The organism is Oceanimonas sp. GK1 (assembly GCF_000243075.1).
Lineage (GTDB): Bacteria > Pseudomonadota > Gammaproteobacteria > Enterobacterales > Aeromonadaceae > Oceanimonas.
In genome coordinates, this window is the sequence record NC_016745.1 from 1,827,790 (window position 1) to 1,841,868 (window position 14,079).

A 14,079-nucleotide genomic window follows, 5' to 3' on the forward strand; every position below is an offset into this window, starting at 1 on the left:
CGGGCAGGCTGCCGACAATGATTCTTTATTCATTATTAGATCGGGATCACCCTTGTCCGTCTCTGTCATACCGTTTTACCCAACAACGGATTAAGGTAAACCGCCAATAACATTCATATAACAGGAGCACGATATGGCAAGCAGTGTTAATTCCCTGGGCCGAAGTTCCCTCCGGCGGCGCTCGCTGCACGAGGAAGTGGCCGACTGCGTGCGCACCATGATCATCGAGGGCGAGCTCAAGGAAGGGGAGCGCATCAACGAGCCGGCATTGTGCAAACAGCTGGATATCTCCCGCACCCCCCTGCGTGAAGCCCTCAAGGTGCTCAATTCCGAAGGTATTGTCACCATCGAGCCCAACCGGGGCGCCCGGGTGTCGGTGATCACCCCGGACGAGATCCGCGAGCATTTTGAAATCATCTGCTCCCTGGAGCGCCGGGCCGCCGAACTGGCCGCCAAGCGGGCGACCGCCGCCGATCTGGATCGGCTGGTCCGGTTGCAGCACCAGCTCGAAGGCTATCACCAGGCCCAGGACAAGCAGCACTATTTTGACATCAACCAGCATATTCACCGGCTGATCATCGAGCTCGCCGGCAACGACACCCTGACGCAGCTGCACCACCAGCTGATGAACAAGGTCAGCCGTGGCCGCTACCTGGCCATCGACTTTCATCATCGCTGGGACGAATCCGTGGCCGAGCACCGCGCCCTGCTGGCGGCCCTGCAGGCCGGTGACGGCGATCGGGCGGGACGCATTCTGGCCGAGCACGTGATGCATACCGGCACCCTGCTGGTGCGTGAACTGGAGCAAAAACAGCAAAAAACGGGCTGATCCGGCTCCAAGGGGCGGCGTCAGGCCCCGTTCATTTCTGATGCTTTGTTGTCACCTCCCTGCACTCCCTTCACTGTCGTCAGCCGGCTCCTTTTGATTGCACTTCTTCTCTGCCGCCGGCAACGGCGCCTCGGCCCTACTGCGGCCACCTGCTTTGCTGGTTCGTCCTCATTCGAGGCGTGGCCCTTTTTGATTCACCGCTCCATTGTTAACAATTTGTTTTAATTGTGAGATCCCGTTCACATTCCGGTGACTGCCGGTTTGAAACCGGGCACAAGCAATGATTAATTACGAATATATAATTATAAATTCAATTTAACGAAGCAGCACAACATCAAGGAGTGATTCATGTCCGAGTTTGATCTGGTGATTCGAAACGGCCGCATTGCCACCGCCGCCGACGTGACCGACTGCGATATCGGCATCAAGGACGGCCGCATCGTGGCCCTGGGCCTGAACCTGGGCGCGGGCCGGGAAGAGCTGGATGCCAGTGGCATGCTGGTGCTGCCGGGCGGGGTGGATGGCCACTGCCACTTGGATCAGCCGATGCCGGACGGGCTGCGCATGGCCGATGATTTTTACACCGGCACCCGCTCCGCCGCTTGCGGCGGCACCACCACCGTCATGCCCTTTGCCGCTCAGGAAAAGGGCCAGTCCCTGAAGGCGGCGGTAGAGGATTATCACCGCCGGGCCGAGGGCAGGGCGGTGGTGGACTACGCCTTTCACCTGATCGTCAGCGACCCCACCGAAAAAGTGCTCAAGGAAGAGCTGCCGGAGCTCATTCGCCAGGGCTGCACCTCCTTCAAGATTTACATGACCTACGACGACCTCAAGCTCAATGACGGTCAGATCCTGGACGTGCTGGCACTGGCCCGGGCCGAAGGCGCCATGGCCATGATCCACGCGGAAAACGCCGACTGCATCGGCTGGCTGACCAAGCGGCTGATTGACGCCGGCCACACCGCCCCCAAATACCATGCCGCCGCCCGGCCCATGCTGGTGGAGCGGGAAGCCACCCACAGGGCCATCGCCCTGTCCGAGCTGGTGGACGTGCCCATTTTGATCGTGCACGTCTCCGGCGAGGAAGCGGTGGAGCAAATTCGCTGGGCGCGCAGCAAGGGCATCAGCATCTACGCCGAAACCTGCCCTCAGTACCTGTTCCTCACCGCCGAGGATCTGGGGCTGGACGGCTATGAAGGCGCCAAGTGCGTATGCAGCCCGCCGCCCCGGGATGAGGCCAACCAGCAGGTGATCTGGGATGGGCTGGAAGACGGCCTGTTTACCATCTTCTCCTCCGACCATGCCCCTTTCCGTTATGAAGACCCCCAGGGCAAGAAGCCGAACGGCGAAGAGGTGGACTTTCCCTACATTCCCAACGGCATTCCCGGCCTGGAAACCCGGCTGCCGCTGCTGTTCTCGGAGGGGGTCAACAAGGGGCGCATTACCCTTAACCGCTTTGTGGAGCTGACCGCCACCAACCCGGCCAAGCTGTACGGCCTCTACCCCCAAAAGGGCAGCATTGCGGTGGGCGCCGACGCCGACATCGCCATCTGGGATCCCAAGCGTGAGGTGGTCATTCAGAACGAGCTGCTGCACCACGACGTGGATTACACCCCCTATGAGGGCCAGCGGGTGACCGGCTGGCCGGTGCTGACCCTGAGCCGGGGCCGCGTGGTATGGCGCGACGGCGAGGTGCTGGGTCAGGCCGGTGACGGTCGCTTCCTGCCCTGCGGCAAGCCGGACATGGCCAAACCCAAGGTGCGCCGCTGAGCACAGGGATGATTTCTGGTGGCCTGCGCCGCGGGCCATGTACTCATGCCATCGGGCATATTCAAGGAAGGAGAGTCTCATCATGAGAAAACTGATCACCGCCACCCTGCTGGGCAGTGTGCTGGCATCCGCACCGGCCCTGGCCGAGACCATCAACCTCAAGGTGATCGGTCAGCCGCTGGCGACCGGTCTCATTCAGAAAAACAAGGAGCAGCCGTTTTTTGAACACCTGGCCGACAACACCGGCCTGCCGCTCAAGGTCAATTACAAGCCCCTCGACACCACCGGCATCAAAGACGTGGAGCAGTTGCGGGTACTGAAGTCCGGCCTGTTTGACCTGATTTCCCTGCGTTTGTCTCAGGTGTCCCGGGACGAGCCCACCATTCTCGGGCTGGATCTGGTGGGGCTGAGCCCGGACTTTGAAAAAGGCCGCCGCGTGGTGGATGCCTACAAGGACACCGTCGATCAGCGCCTGCAGGCGCGCTTCAACACCAAGCTGCTGGGGGTCTGGCCCTTTGGCCCCCAGGTGCTGTTCTGTAACCATCCCCTCACCAGCCTGGAAGACGTCAAGGGGCTGAAGGTGCGGGTATCCGATCAGAGCCTGGCGCAGTTTGTGGAATCCGTGGGCGGCGTGCCGGTGCCGGTGGCCTTTGGCGATGTGCACCAGAGTCTGGCGCTCGGCATGATTGAATGTGCCATCACCGGCGCCAGCTCTGCCAATTCCGCCGGCTGGCCGGAAGTGACCACCCACATGCTGCCGCTGAGCTTCCAGATGGCGCTGAACGGTTACGGCATCAACCTCAAAACCTGGAACAAGCTGACCCCGGAGCAGCAGCAGACCCTGCAGGCGGCCTTTGATGAGCTGACCGACGACATCTGGAACTACTCGCAAGCCCTGTTCCAGGATGCCAGCCGCTGCAACGTGGGCGAGCAGCCCTGTGACACCGGCAAGCCCTTCAATCTGGTGGATGTGCCGGTCAATGAGGCCGATCTGGCGGTCGTCGCCAGCATGGTTCAGCAGGTGTCCTACCCGAACTGGGCCGACCAGTGCGACAAAACCAATCCCGATTGCTCCGCCAACTGGAAGCGGGATATGGCCGACATCGTCGGCCTGTGACCCATCATGACGCCGGCCCCTGCCGGTGTCAGGCCTGAATAACAGTCCAGTGGACGGGTTGGCGGTGCGGGCACAGGCCCGGTGGTCGCCGACACCACGCCCGGCGGGCAAGGCGATGGCGGCCCTGCCCGCCGGTAACAAGGAGAGGTTGACATGAAGCGAATAGAGCAACTGGCCAGTCTGGCGTTTGGCGGCATGTTTCTGCTGCTGTCGCTGCTGATTGCGGTAGAGACCCTGCTGCGCAAGTTTTTCAAGGTATCCCTGCAGGGGGTCGACGAGCTGAGCGGTTACGCCCTGGCGGTGGGCGCCACCCTGGCCTTTACCATCGCGCTGTTTGGCCGTGCCCACATGCGTATCGATATTTTTCATGAGCGGCTGCCGCAAGGCCTGCAGAGCGTGCTCAACTGGCTGTCGGCCCTGTTTATGAGCGGCCTGGGCCTGTTTCTGGTGTGGGTGTGCATGAATGTGGTGCTGGAAACCCTGGACTACGGCAGCACCGCCCAGACGCCCTGGGCGACGCCGCTGATCTACCCCCAGAGTGTGTGGATGGCGGGCCTGGCGGTGTTTGCCCTGGTGGCGCTGGGCTATGGTCTGCGCGCCACCTGGCTGCTGGCCAGTGGCCGGCATCAGGCGCTGAACCATGAATTCAACCCCAAAGGGGTGAGTGAAGAGCTGCAGGAAGAGCTGGCCGACTTTGCCCAGCGCCAGCAGCAACCGCATAAACCCACAGCGGCACCGGCGCTGGCCGGGGAGGGGGCGTAATGACCATCACCACCGTCTTTATCGGCTTTCTGGCCATGCTCGGCATGTTGTTGCTGGGGGTGCCCATCGCCGTGGCCATGGCCCTGATCGGCGTGATTGGCGGCATCATGGTATTCGACTGGACCTTTATGGACTCCATCGGTTCCGTGGTCTGGAGCGTACACAACGAGGCGCTGCTCACCGCCATTCCGCTGTTCATTCTGCTCGGGGAGCTGCTGCTGCGCAGCGGCATCGCCGACCGAATGTTCCTGTCCATGTCGGCCTGGCTGGGCCGGCTGCCCGGCGGCCTGCTGCACACCAATATCGGCTCCTGTGCGCTGTTTGCCGCCACTTCCGGCTCCTCGGTGGCCACCGCCGCCACCATCGGCACCGTGGCGCTGCCGTCGCTGAAGGAGCGCAACTACTCCATGCGCCAGTCCCTGGGCAGCCTGGCCGCCGGCGGCACCCTGGGCATTCTTATTCCGCCCAGCGTCAACATGCTGATCTACGGCTCGCTCACCAACAACTCCATCGGCAAGCTGTTTATGGCGGGCCTGCTTCCCGGCATTCTGCTGAGCCTGCTGTTCATGGTGTACATCGCCTTTGCCAACATGGGCCGGGGCAGCGTACGGGAAGAAAAGCTGCCGCTGTCGGAAAAGCTGCGCCTGTCCCGTTACCTGATCCCACCGGCGGTGGTGTTTGGTATTGTCATGGGCAGCATCTACAGCGGCCTGGCCACCGCCACCGAGTCCGCCGCCCTGGGGGTGATGACCGCGCTCTACTTCGCCTGGCGCTCCGGCCGGCTGACGCTGGCCTTCCTGCAGGAGTGTTTTGTCCAGACCGCGCGCATTACCGGCATGATACTGCTGATCATCACCGCCGCCTTTGTGCTCAACCTGACCATCAGCCTGACCGGGGTGGTGGACGAGCTGACCGCCTGGGTCACCTCCTTTGGCCTGAGCGTGACCGGTTTGCTGCTGGTCCTCATTCTGTTCTACCTGGCGCTCGGCATGTTCATGGACGTGTTGTCGATGCAGGTGCTGACCATTCCCATCACCTATCCCATCGTCACCGCCCTGGGGGTGGATCCCATCTGGTACGGGGTGTTTGTGGTGCTGATGTGCGAGCTGGCGCTGATCACCCCGCCGGTGGGCATGAACCTGTTCGTAGTGCAGAGCGTGCGCAAGGACGGCGGCAACATCAGTGATGTGATGTGGGGGGTGGTGCCCTTCATCCTGATCATGATGTTGTTCACCTTCAGCCTGATGGTGTTCCCGGAGATTGCCCTGTGGCTGCCCAACATGATGTAACCCAAAGCCGGCGCCTCGGCGCCCTGGAGCTGGCGACAGCGTGAACATGAGGATGACGACCATGGAACAACCCATTCCACCACCACAACAGGTACAGCAAGCGGTGGCCCGGGTGCTGGCCGCCTATGAAAGCGGCAGGCAGTTCGAGGCCGGCGACGGCCCGCAGACGGTGGAGCAGGCCTATGCCATTCAGGACGGCGTGGCCCGCCACCTGTGGCCGGCCCGGCGCACCCATTGCTGGAAGGTGGGGGCGCCCGACCGGGACACCGAGCCCTACAGCGCCCCCATTCCGCCGCAAAAGGTGCACGACAGCGGGGTGCGGCTGGAAGCTGCCGGCTTCCACATGATTGGCATCGAGGCGGAGCTGGCATTTCGGGTCACGCGGTCCTTGCCGGTGCGGGCCCGGGCCTACAGCGAGCGGGAAGTGGGCGCGGCCCTGGGCAAGATGTGCGTCACCCTGGAGCTGGTGGATACCCGGCTGAAGGCATGGCAGCAGACCAGCGCCCTGTGGCGGCTGGCCGACAACCAGACCAGCGGCGGCCTGGTGGTGGGCAGCGGCATCAGTGACTGGCAAGGCCGGGAGCTGTCACTGCAGCCGGTGCAACTGACAGTGAACGGCGCCGTGCTGGCGGATCAGCGCGGCGGTCATCCGCTGGCCGATCCCACCCGGTTGCTGCATTGGGCGGTCAATCACCTGGTGGCGCGCAATCGGGGGCTGGCAGCGGGAGATCTGATCACCACCGGCAGCTGGACCGGCATGCGTTTTATCGAGCCCGGCGCCGAGGTGGTGGCCAGCTTTCCCGGCATTGGCGACGTCAGCCTGGTGGTGGCGTAAGTCGCATTAACCGGCGCCGGCCTGTCCGGTTAAGGAGGGCATCATCGCCTGGTTGCTTCCCGGCGGCCTGTGTGCCGCTATAGTGCTGGCCCTGCTGCTGCCGGGGCCCGGGGTCTGGCTGGCCCAATGGCAGCCGCTGCCCTGGCTGGTGGCGGTGATCTTTCTGGTCAACGGCCTGCAGACCCCGGTGCGCGAGCTCAGGCCCGATGCGGGCTTTGGCCGGGTCTTTGGCTTGGCGCTGGTCATCAGCCTGCTGCCGTCACCGCTGCTGGGCGGGCTGCTGTACCATTTCAGCGGACTGGCGCCGGGGCTGGCGCTGGGATTGCTGGTGGTGTCGGTGGTGCCGCCGACCCTGTCCTCCTGCGTGGTGCTGACCCGGCTCAGCGGCGGCAATGCCCAGTGGTCGCTGTTCATGACCTTGGGGCTGAACCTGCTGGGCATCATCACCATACCGCTGATGCTGAGCCTGCTGATCGGGAACAGCGGCGCCTTGTCGCCCTGGCCGCTGCTGCACAAGCTGTTGCTGATGGTGCTGCTGCCCTTTGTGCTGGGCATGGGGCTGCGGCTGGGGTTGGGGGCAAGGGCCGCGCAGCGCTGGATGGGCCTGGTGCCCACCCTGAGTGTGGTCACCACCGCCTGGATCACCCTGTCGACCAGCCGTCCGGCCTTGCTGGCCCTGGAAGGGGCGGACTTGCTGGCGCTGGCGGCCTGGTCGCTGCTGCTGCACGGGAGCCTGCTGGGGTTGTGCCGGCTGGCGGGCGCCGGACTGGCCCGGCCGGCGCGGCTGGCGTTGCTGTTTACCGCCGCCCAGAAAACCACCCCGGTGGCGGTCAGCGTGCTGGTGGCGATGAACGCCGCGGGCGGCCTGGCGGTGGTGGCCTGCCTGGTGTTTCACTTTCTGCACATGCTGGCCGACTCGCTGCTGGCGTCCCGGCTGGCCTCGCGGGCCCGCCATGAGGTTGCCGAGGACGGCGCCTGAGCCCGACGCTCAGGCCTGGGCCAGCCATGCCATCAGGGCGGCTTCCGGCATGGGCCTGGCCATCAGGAAACCCTGGCCGGCCGTGCAGCCCAGGGTCAGCAGCTGGCTGCGCTGGGCCTCGGTTTCCACCCCTTCCGCCACCACGGTCAGTTGCAGCTCCCGGGCCAGCTGCAGTATGCAGGCGATAATGGCCTTGTCTCGCGGTGCCGTATCCACATGACGAATAAAGGCGCGATCCAGTTTCAGCTCGTCCACCGGCAGCTCTTTCAGGTAGGCAAAGGAAGAGTAGCCGGTGCCGAAATCGTCAATGGACAGCCCCAGTCCGAGGGCCTTCAGCCGGCTCATGCGGGCGCGGCTTTCGGTGAGGTTTTCCAGGATCACGCTTTCGGTCACTTCCAGGGTCAGCCGGTGCCGGCAGGCGGGAAACTGCTGCAGCAGGGTTTCCAGCCGGGTGGTAAAGTCGGGGCTGTGAAAGTGGCGGGCACTGATGTTGACCGATAGCCGCTCGGGGCCCAGGCCCTGCCGGTGCCAGTGTTGCAGCCGCTCGCAGGCGCGCTGCAGCACCCAGTTGCCGATATCGCAGATCAGCGAGGTTTCTTCCGCCACCGGAATGAAATGCCCCGGCGGCACCGGCGGCCGGCCCGGTGGTTGCCAGCGCAGTAGCGCCTCGACCCCCAGCAGGGCATGGCGGTCGAGGCGCAACTGGGGCTGAAAATGCAGCGTCAGCTCCTCGTTTCTCAGGGCCTGCTGCAGGGCATTGGACAGCTGCAGCCGCTCCTGCACCTCCTGGGCCATTTCCGGGCTGAAAAACACATGGCTGCCCGGGGCAATGCGCTTGGCCATGTGGGTGGCGGTGTCGGCCTGGCGCAGGTATTCCTCCAGCTCCACCCCGGTGGCGGGAAACAGACTGATGCCGGCGCTCACGCTCAGGTGCAGACGCAGCCCGTCCAGCTCAAAGGGGGACAGAAACAGCTCGTTCAGGGCCTTGGCCAGTTGTTCGGTGCGGGTCTTGGTGGAGGAGTAGCCGTGGCCCAGACGCGGGCACAGCAGCACGAATTCGTCGCTGGCGATGCGCGCCAGGCTGGTATCGTCGTGGGCGTCGCAAAAGTGTTGCAGCCGCTGCGCCACCTGGATCAGCAACTGGTCGCCCAGGGCGTAACCCAGGGAGTCGTTGATGTTCTTGAAGCCATCCAGATCCAGTAGCAGCAGGGCGCCCCGGGTGGACTCGTGTTCGGCCAGGGCCACCGTATGGCTGATGTGCTCCACCATAAAACGGCGATTGTGCAATCCGGTGAGCTCGTCGAAATAGGCCATTTTTTCGATGCGCTCACGACTGGATTTTTGCTCCGAAATGTCTTCCGCGTGGCAGACATAATGGCGCAGGCCCAGTCCATCCTGTATTTGGCTGATGCGCAGGTTCACCGGCAGGGTGCGGCCGTCGGCCCGGGCCAGCTGCTGCTCGCCCTGCCACCAGCCCTGGTGATGCAGGGCCCGTAAAATCACCCCCACATCGGTCATGTCCGGTTGCTTGTTGCGCAGAGACAGCACCGACAGCCCCACCAGGCTGTCCGGCTCCTGGCCGCACATGCGGGCAAAGGCCTGGTTGGCTCGCTGGATTTGCATCCGTCCGTTGGCGATAAAAATGCCTTCCCGGGTTTCAAAGGCAGCGGCCGCCACCATCAGGTGCTCTTCATCGCGCCGGTGCCGCAGTTCGGCGGTGACCCTGGGCTCGAGCTTTAACAGCAGCTCCTTGAGGTTGTGACTGTCGCTCAAGGGGTGGTCGAACAGCAACACCAGCACCCCCAGCGGCCGGCCGTCACTGTCTCGGAGCGACAGCCCGGCGTAGGCTTCTGCGCCCTGTTCGTGCAGCATGGCATCGTCGGGAAAGCGCTCGGCGAGGCCGCAGGCATGAATGCACACCGGCTCCCGGGACTGGCGGCTGAAGGCGCAGGGGGTGCCGGCCAGATCGTAACTGAACGGCGGACACAGTTGGCCTTGCCGGTGGCAGGCGATCACCCGAATCCGCTGTGCCTGGGGCAGTTGCAGCCCGGCCAGTACCGTGCTGGCGCCGGTGAGGCTGGCCAGTTGCAGCATCAGCCGGTTGAAAAAGTCCTGCCCGGTATGGCGGCACAGCAGCGGCATCAGCCGGGTCAGCAAGTCATCGGCAGCCAGGGCCGGGGCGGGCAGGACCGGCGTTTGCTCCAGGGCCTCGGCCAGTTGGGCGGCCAGAGCCGCGACAAACTGCATGTCGGTGGCGGACATGGGGCCGTGGGCCTGGGCGTATTCCAGACTGAGCAGGCCACCGGGGCCACCGGCAAAGGGCAGGGGCACATCCAGCCGGTGGCGAATGCCGTCGGCGGCCAGGTAGTCAAAGGCCCCCAGCAGCGGCTGCTCGGCGCAGTTGCCGAAGCTGAGGCCGCCGCGCTGGTGCAGGGTGCGCAGGTAACGCCGGTCGGCCCGGACCGGGCGCAGGGCAAAGGGCAGCCCCTGGCTGTAGAGCGGGCGCAGCAGTTCCTCGTGCTCGTAATGGCGCCACAAAATAATGCGATCCGGCTGCAACTGGCCGGTCAGAATATCCAGCAAGGCGGGCAGCTGGCCGTGGCCGTCATCCTGGTCGCGGCGCCACTGGCGCTGCAGCCGCCACTCCATCAGTCCCCGTTCATCCCGGTTTTCCTGTCGGTCGATCTCGGCGCTGAGCAGCCAGTGGCCGTGCTCCACCGGCGCCAGGTGACATTGCCAGCGTCGGCCGTCCACGGTCAGCCCCAGCCGGGTGGCCTGGCCGGCCTGGCAGTGCTGCTCCAGGCGCTGGCGGTCGTCATTATTCAGCCGGCTGAGCAGGGAGGTATCGGGGTCGAGCGAGTCAACGTCGGCGGGCAGGGGGGTCAGCGGGTACAGGCGATATTGCGGATCCAGCCTGAAAAAGCACAGGGTGTGCTGGGCCTGGGATAGCGCAGGCAACGACATGATGTAGGCGTCCTTGTTCTGTGGGTCGTAAAACCGCCTTGATGGTGCGATGCCACGCATTGTAACGCATTGCGAAAAGCCCTGTCTCGAATCTGTTTATCAGAAATTGCTAATTTAATGTCGCCTTGTATAATCATCCTGACTTCACATTGCGGGGGCAGATCATGACCATTGTTAATTTTACTCCCTGGACCGCCCTGGCCGGCGGTCTGCTGATCGGCGCCGCCGCGCTGCTGCTGTTGCTGGTGGGCGGACGGATTGCCGGCATCAGCGGCATCGTGGCCGGCATTGGCGGCCAGTCCGACCGGGGCTGGCGCATCGCCTTTGTCGTTGGGCTGGTGGCGGTGCCGCTGGTGTTGTTTGGGCTGAATATGGCCGAGGCGGCCTCGCTGCAGCATTATTCCCCCTGGCGCCTGGTGCTGGCCGGCTTGTTGGTGGGCATCGGCACCCGGCTGGGCAATGGCTGCACCAGCGGGCATGGTATTTGCGGCCTGGGCCGGCTGTCGCCCCGCTCCATGGTGGCGACCCTGATGTTTATGGCGGCGGGTATTGCGACCGTCACCCTGCTTGGACTGGGAGGTTAATCATGTTGATGGTGGTTGCACTGTTGTCGGGAGCCTTGTTTGGGCTGGGGCTGTTGGTGTCGGGCATGATGAACCCGGCCAAGGTACTGGGGTTTCTGGATCTGTTCGGTCAGTGGGACCCGAGCCTGGCGCTGGTGATGGGCGGGGCCCTGGCGGTGTTTGCGCCCGGTTACTGGTGGTGGCGCAAACAGGGCCGAAGTCGCTGTGTCTTGGGCGGTGAGCTGCCCGCGGTGCCGCCGGCCCGGTTTGACCGCAAACTGCTGCTGGGGGCGCTGTTGTTCGGCATCGGCTGGGGGCTGGCGGGACTCTGTCCGGGCCCGGCGCTGGGGCTGCTGGGCAGCCTGCAATGGCAGGCCGGCCTGTTTGTGGTGGCCATGATCATCGGCTTCTGGCTGGTAGGGCGGATGCAGAAAGCCTGAAGCAGACTCAGCCGCGTGTTGAACGCACCTTCGTCGGCCAAAGCGCACTGCTTCGCCGGCACGCCGTGAATACTTCCTTGTAGGCTCCACTGCGCCATCCATGGCGCAGAGGGCACGGCGAAACAGACACACTTTGTCCTCCTGGCTGTCACTCTGAGTTGCCTGCTGGCATCCAACAGTTAACTCTGAAGCTGCACGAAGCAGCAGTGGGGATTGCCGGAGCCGACCGTCACATGCCATGGACGGCATGTGCCGAGCGTTACAGGGAGGTGCTTGAAGCGTGTTGGCAGAGCGCAACCGCGCTGTTGCTTCGCATTGCGCTCTCTTCCTGTTTTATTGCTGTTTCAGATAGTCCAGCACCACCTCGTGGTGATCCTTGGTCTTGAACTTGTCGAATACCTTGGCCACGGTGCCGGTTTCGTCAATCAGAAAGCTGATGCGGTGAATGCCGTCGTATTCCTTGCCCATGAACTTCTTCGGCCCCCAGACGCCAAAGGCATCGGCCACGGCGTGGTCCTCGTCGGACAGCAGGGTGAAGTTGAGCGCGTCCTTTTCTTCAAACTTTTTCAGCCGCGCCACCGAGTCCGGGCTGATGCCCAGCACCACCACCTTGAGTGCCTCCAGCTCGGCACGGCTGTCCCGCAGGCCGCAGGCCTGTACCTTGCAGCCCGGAGTCATGGCCTTGGGGTAAAAATACACCAGCACCTTCTTGCCGCTGAAGTCGCTCAGGCTGACGGCCTGGCCGTTCTGATCGCAAAGGGTAAAGGCCGGAGCCTGCTTGCCTTCCTGCAGATAGGTCATTTGCTGTTTCCTGTGGTTGGTTTGCGTTTGAGGCGAAAACTGTAGGAGTCGCACTCCAGCTCGGTGCACAGCCGCTCAAAAGTGGCCTGGGCTTCGTCGTCGCTGAGCTGCTCGGGCAGGTTGAGCTGAAAATGCGTCTGGAACTTGCCGTTGTGCTCCCCGTTCAGGGTCTGGTTCTGCATGGCCTGAATGTCCCAGCCGGCGTCGCTGAAAAACTGGGTGCAGCGATTCACGATGCCGGGCCGGTCGGTCAGCGTAATATCGGCATCGGCGCTCAGCACATAGCTGGGCTGATTCAGCACCTGGGTGCGTTTCATCATGGTGATCAACTGCTGGCTCTGGCCAAACAGCGGCAGGGTGGTTTCCAGCCGGGTGATCTGGTTCCAGCTGCCCGACAGCAGCAGAATAAAGGTAAACTCGTTGCCGAAAATGCCCAGACGGCTGTCGACGATGTTGCAGCCGCAATCGGAAACATGGCGGGCCACTTCGTTCACGATGCCGGCTCTGTTTTCGCCTATGGCGGTCACCACGAGATGATGGGTCATCGGCAGTCCGAATAATGCTGTGGGAAAGACCTGGCATGTTAGCATAAAAGCCGGTTGGCTCCAGTGCCTCTCTTGTATTAGGGTAGGGCCACCACTAGCATAACCGCCTTTGCCCTTGTGCGATTTTCACTTCGTTGACAGCGAAAGCAGGCAAGGGGCGCGTTAACCGAAGCGAACTTTAGGGCATGAATCAAAGCGTGAAAGCAAAACCGATAATGATAAGCCTGCTGGCCGTGGCGGTACTGGCCGGCTGCAGCAATCCGGAAACCCGCAGTCAGGCCAACCGCGGCTTTGACTATGAGCAGGAAACCCTGCGCACCGCTCCGTTGCTGATCCCGGAAGGACTGCAGGCGCCCCGTTTCAACACCGAATACGTGATCCCCAAGGGCACGGCCCAGGGCGTGACCGGCAAGGTGCTGGATATTCGTCCGCCCACCCAGGTGCTGCCGCTGGTGCGGGGCTCCGAAGCCATGACCGAGGGCAGCGGCCTGTGGTTTTACCAGCAGCGTCTGGATCAGCCGCTGGAGCGCGAGCTGAACCAGGCCCTGACCGTCTTTTTTGAGCAGACCGACACCGACTACGATGCCGTGGCCAATGGCTTTGAAAGCAGCGGCGACGCCATCGGTGCACCCAGCCAGCAGTTTCGCTGGCAGCTGATGCCGGACGCGGTACGCCGGGCGGTGGCGGTGCAGGTGCAGAGCACCGAGGGCGGCGGCGTTCTGGCCCAAGACCGGCTGCGGGCCGAAGCATCCATGCTCAACGCCTTTTCATTGTCTTACCAGCGCGAGCTGAGCCGTCAGCAGGAGCTGCTCGATCAAGGCCCCATCGCCCTGACCCTGGATGCCGGGCAAGGCCTGCTGCTGGCAGAGCAGGACTACGACCGCACCTGGAAGCGGCTGATCACCCTGCTGCCCAGGCTGGGCTTTGACATCAGCAACCGCCAGCAGGCGCTGGGCTATGTGGACGTGGAGTTTGATGGCCTGAGCAAGGGAGATTGGCAGGACCTCAGGCTGCCGGCGCTTGATATTCCCGAGCAGGAATACCGCATTCAGCTGGGGGATCTGGGCAGCCGCACCAGCCTGAGCCTGAGCAACAAGGACCGGGAGCCGGTGGCGGCCGACGTCCTGAGCAAGCTGGTCAACACCCTGGCGCCAGCCTTTGAGCGCACCGATCTGGTGCGCTGAG

At 63.6% G+C, this 14,079-nt stretch carries 13 protein-coding genes; 10 read left to right on the top strand and 3 right to left on the bottom strand.

Annotated elements, in window-relative coordinates; translation table 11 throughout:
• The first annotated feature begins 133 nt into the window (after positions 1–133).
• The 7 genes from GU3_RS08665 (at position 134) to GU3_RS08695 (ending at position 7,581) form a co-directional block, all read left to right on the top strand.
• Entirely contained in the window at positions 134–829 is a 696-nt protein-coding gene (locus GU3_RS08665) for a GntR family transcriptional regulator (protein WP_014292153.1), read from the top strand.
• A gap of 348 nt (positions 830–1,177) precedes the next feature.
• Complete coding sequence (hydA, locus tag GU3_RS08670) at positions 1,178–2,599, top strand: dihydropyrimidinase (protein WP_014292154.1); 1,422 nt, start codon at positions 1,178–1,180, stop codon at positions 2,597–2,599.
• Between the two features lie 82 nt (positions 2,600–2,681).
• Positions 2,682–3,716: a TRAP transporter substrate-binding protein gene (locus tag GU3_RS08675; RefSeq protein WP_014292155.1), complete on the top strand. Its 1,035-nt coding sequence runs from the start codon at positions 2,682–2,684 to the stop codon at positions 3,714–3,716.
• 153 nt (positions 3,717–3,869) lie between these two features.
• Positions 3,870–4,478 (top strand): TRAP transporter small permease subunit, encoded by a 609-nt coding sequence (locus GU3_RS08680; protein ID WP_014292156.1) that lies wholly within the window; start codon positions 3,870–3,872, stop codon positions 4,476–4,478.
• Positions 4,478–5,767 carry a TRAP transporter large permease gene (locus GU3_RS08685; protein WP_014292157.1) on the top strand — a complete coding sequence of 430 codons (1,290 nt, stop codon included), beginning with the start codon at positions 4,478–4,480 and terminating at the stop codon, positions 5,765–5,767. The genes GU3_RS08680 and GU3_RS08685 overlap by 1 nt, the downstream gene beginning before the upstream one ends.
• A gap of 61 nt (positions 5,768–5,828) precedes the next feature.
• Positions 5,829–6,602, top strand: a complete 774-nt coding sequence (locus tag GU3_RS08690; protein WP_014292158.1) for a 2-keto-4-pentenoate hydratase — start codon at positions 5,829–5,831, stop codon at positions 6,600–6,602.
• Positions 6,603–6,654: 52 nt separating this feature from the next.
• Positions 6,655–7,581, top strand: coding sequence for a bile acid:sodium symporter (locus tag GU3_RS08695; protein WP_014292159.1), 927 nt, complete (start codon positions 6,655–6,657; stop codon positions 7,579–7,581).
• A gap of 9 nt (positions 7,582–7,590) precedes the next feature.
• Here GU3_RS08695 and GU3_RS08700 read toward each other — a convergent pair whose 3' ends face one another.
• On the bottom strand, positions 7,591–10,545 hold the full coding sequence (locus GU3_RS08700; RefSeq protein WP_014292160.1) for a bifunctional diguanylate cyclase/phosphodiesterase: 2,955 nt from the start codon (positions 10,543–10,545) through the stop codon (positions 7,591–7,593).
• Between the two features lie 164 nt (positions 10,546–10,709).
• Between GU3_RS08700 and GU3_RS08705 the strand changes: the two genes are divergently transcribed.
• Positions 10,710–11,129 carry a YeeE/YedE family protein gene (locus GU3_RS08705; RefSeq protein WP_014292161.1) on the top strand — a complete coding sequence of 140 codons (420 nt, stop codon included), beginning with the start codon at positions 10,710–10,712 and terminating at the stop codon, positions 11,127–11,129.
• 2 nt (positions 11,130–11,131) lie between these two features.
• The gene (locus GU3_RS08710; RefSeq protein WP_014292162.1) at positions 11,132–11,548 is read left to right on the top strand and encodes a DUF6691 family protein; all 417 of its coding nucleotides are present in this window, start codon (positions 11,132–11,134) and stop codon (positions 11,546–11,548) included.
• 333 nt (positions 11,549–11,881) lie between these two features.
• Here the strand turns inward: GU3_RS08710 and bcp are convergent, their stop codons facing one another.
• The gene (bcp, locus tag GU3_RS08715) at positions 11,882–12,349 is read right to left on the bottom strand and encodes a thioredoxin-dependent thiol peroxidase (RefSeq protein WP_014292163.1); all 468 of its coding nucleotides are present in this window, start codon (positions 12,347–12,349) and stop codon (positions 11,882–11,884) included.
• Entirely contained in the window at positions 12,346–12,894 is a 549-nt protein-coding gene (locus tag GU3_RS08720; RefSeq protein WP_014292164.1) for a glycine cleavage system protein R, read from the bottom strand. Before GU3_RS08720 ends, bcp begins: the two co-directional genes overlap by 4 nt.
• 215 nt (positions 12,895–13,109) lie before the next feature.
• On the opposite strand from GU3_RS08720, the gene bamC reads away from it, so the two are divergent.
• Positions 13,110–14,078: an outer membrane protein assembly factor BamC gene (gene bamC / locus GU3_RS08725; protein WP_014292165.1), complete on the top strand. Its 969-nt coding sequence runs from the start codon at positions 13,110–13,112 to the stop codon at positions 14,076–14,078.
• The last annotated feature ends 1 nt before the right edge of the window (position 14,079 follow it).